Below are 1259 nucleotides of genomic sequence, written 5' to 3'. Positions count from 1 at the left end.
CCGCCGCCATCTGGCCCGAGGGCGTGGTGGCTCGGGCCATCACCCGCCACGGCACCCCGATCGACGTGACCGTCTCCGGTCGCGGGGGCAACCGGATGCACCACGCGGCGTGCGACGGCTGCGGCCGCAGCAAGGACACCCCCGCCAGCCACACCGGCGACATCCTGCCGGTGCTCCTGGCCTGGGTCGACGACCACGCCACCACCTGCGCGTTCCTGCCCCGCCCGACGCGGACGGAGGGCGCCCGGTGAACGCGACCTTCCTGGAGACCGTCATGCACGACGTGGCCGTCTGGACCCTGCCCGGCAACGACCCGCGCGTGGTCGGGATCGCCCGCGACCACGTGGCCGGGCACCTGGCCGGCCACCCCGCCCAGGACGGCGCCCGCCGGGTCGTCTCCGAGCTGGTCACCAACGCCCACATCCACTCGCGCTCGGGCCGCGAGGGCGGCTTGATCGGCGTCGGTGTCGCCATCCGCCGCAACGGCGACGTCTCGGTCATCGTCAGCGACGACGGCCCGGCCGAGCCGCACGAGGGTGAGCGCGTCGACTACGGCCGCGGCCTGTTCATCTGCGCCTACTTCGGCCACATCGTGATCGAGGAGGAGCCCGACGGGTGCCAGGTCTTCACCGTCACCATCGGCGCGCAGGAGGAGGACAAGTGAACCTCCGCCACCTCTACATCGAGCTGCGCATCCAGGGCCGCACCCCCGCCCAGGCCGCCGAGCAGCTCGGCCTGACCGCCGAGATGGCCGACCGCTACGAGCGCGGCGTGCGCCTGCCGCTGCTGCCGGCCGCGCAGCGGTCGGCGTTCGTGGCCGCCCTGGCCATCGTCGCCCTCCTGGCCGGCCTCCTGCTCCTGGTCCTGCTCGCGGTCTACGGCCGGGCCGCTGCGGTCCCGAATGCGGCCTGGCTGGTCTTCCTGGGCCCGGTCTGGCTGCTGGCCAACGTTCTTGCCCGTCTCGTCACCCTCATTGCTGGAGCCCGCCGATGACCACCATGATCCCCGCGTCCTCCCCCGAGCCGTCCGGCGAGGACATCGCCCGCGGCCTGGCCGCGCTGGAGCTGGCCGCCAACGACCACCCCGAGGTCGAGACGCAGACGGTGGAGCTGTTCGAGACGGCGGAGCCGACCGGGGAGACCAAGCGCGTGGCCGAGCTGCGCGCCGAGGTCGCCGAGGCCCACCGCCTGGCCGTCCTGCAGGACGACGACACCCCGCTGCTCCTGGAGAGCGACAAGGTCCGCAAGATGCGCCGCAAG

General features: G+C 73.6%; 4 protein-coding genes. All 4 read left to right on the top strand.

All coding sequences use genetic code 11. The features are described 5' to 3' along the window. Nucleotides 1-251 (top strand): hypothetical protein (locus tag ABD140_RS39820; RefSeq protein WP_344248247.1); only part of this gene is annotated, 251 nt, incomplete at its 5' end. Beyond that, nucleotides 248-664 carry an ATP-binding protein gene (locus ABD140_RS39815; RefSeq protein WP_344248245.1) on the top strand — a complete coding sequence of 139 codons (417 nt, stop codon included), beginning with the start codon at nucleotides 248-250 and terminating at the stop codon, nucleotides 662-664. The genes ABD140_RS39820 and ABD140_RS39815, both read left to right, overlap by 4 nt. After that, nucleotides 661-993 carry a hypothetical protein gene (locus ABD140_RS39810; RefSeq protein WP_344248244.1) on the top strand — a complete coding sequence of 111 codons (333 nt, stop codon included), beginning with the start codon at nucleotides 661-663 and terminating at the stop codon, nucleotides 991-993. Before ABD140_RS39815 ends, ABD140_RS39810 begins: the two co-directional genes overlap by 4 nt. Continuing rightward, a partial coding sequence (locus ABD140_RS39805) for a hypothetical protein (RefSeq protein ID WP_344248242.1) occupies nucleotides 990-1259 on the top strand: 270 nt, incomplete at its 3' end. The genes ABD140_RS39810 and ABD140_RS39805, both read left to right, overlap by 4 nt.

This window comes from Actinocorallia libanotica, from assembly GCF_039525175.1.
Taxonomy (GTDB): domain Bacteria; phylum Actinomycetota; class Actinomycetes; order Streptosporangiales; family Streptosporangiaceae; genus Actinocorallia; species Actinocorallia libanotica.
This window is presented reverse-complemented; position numbering and strand designations above follow the sequence as displayed.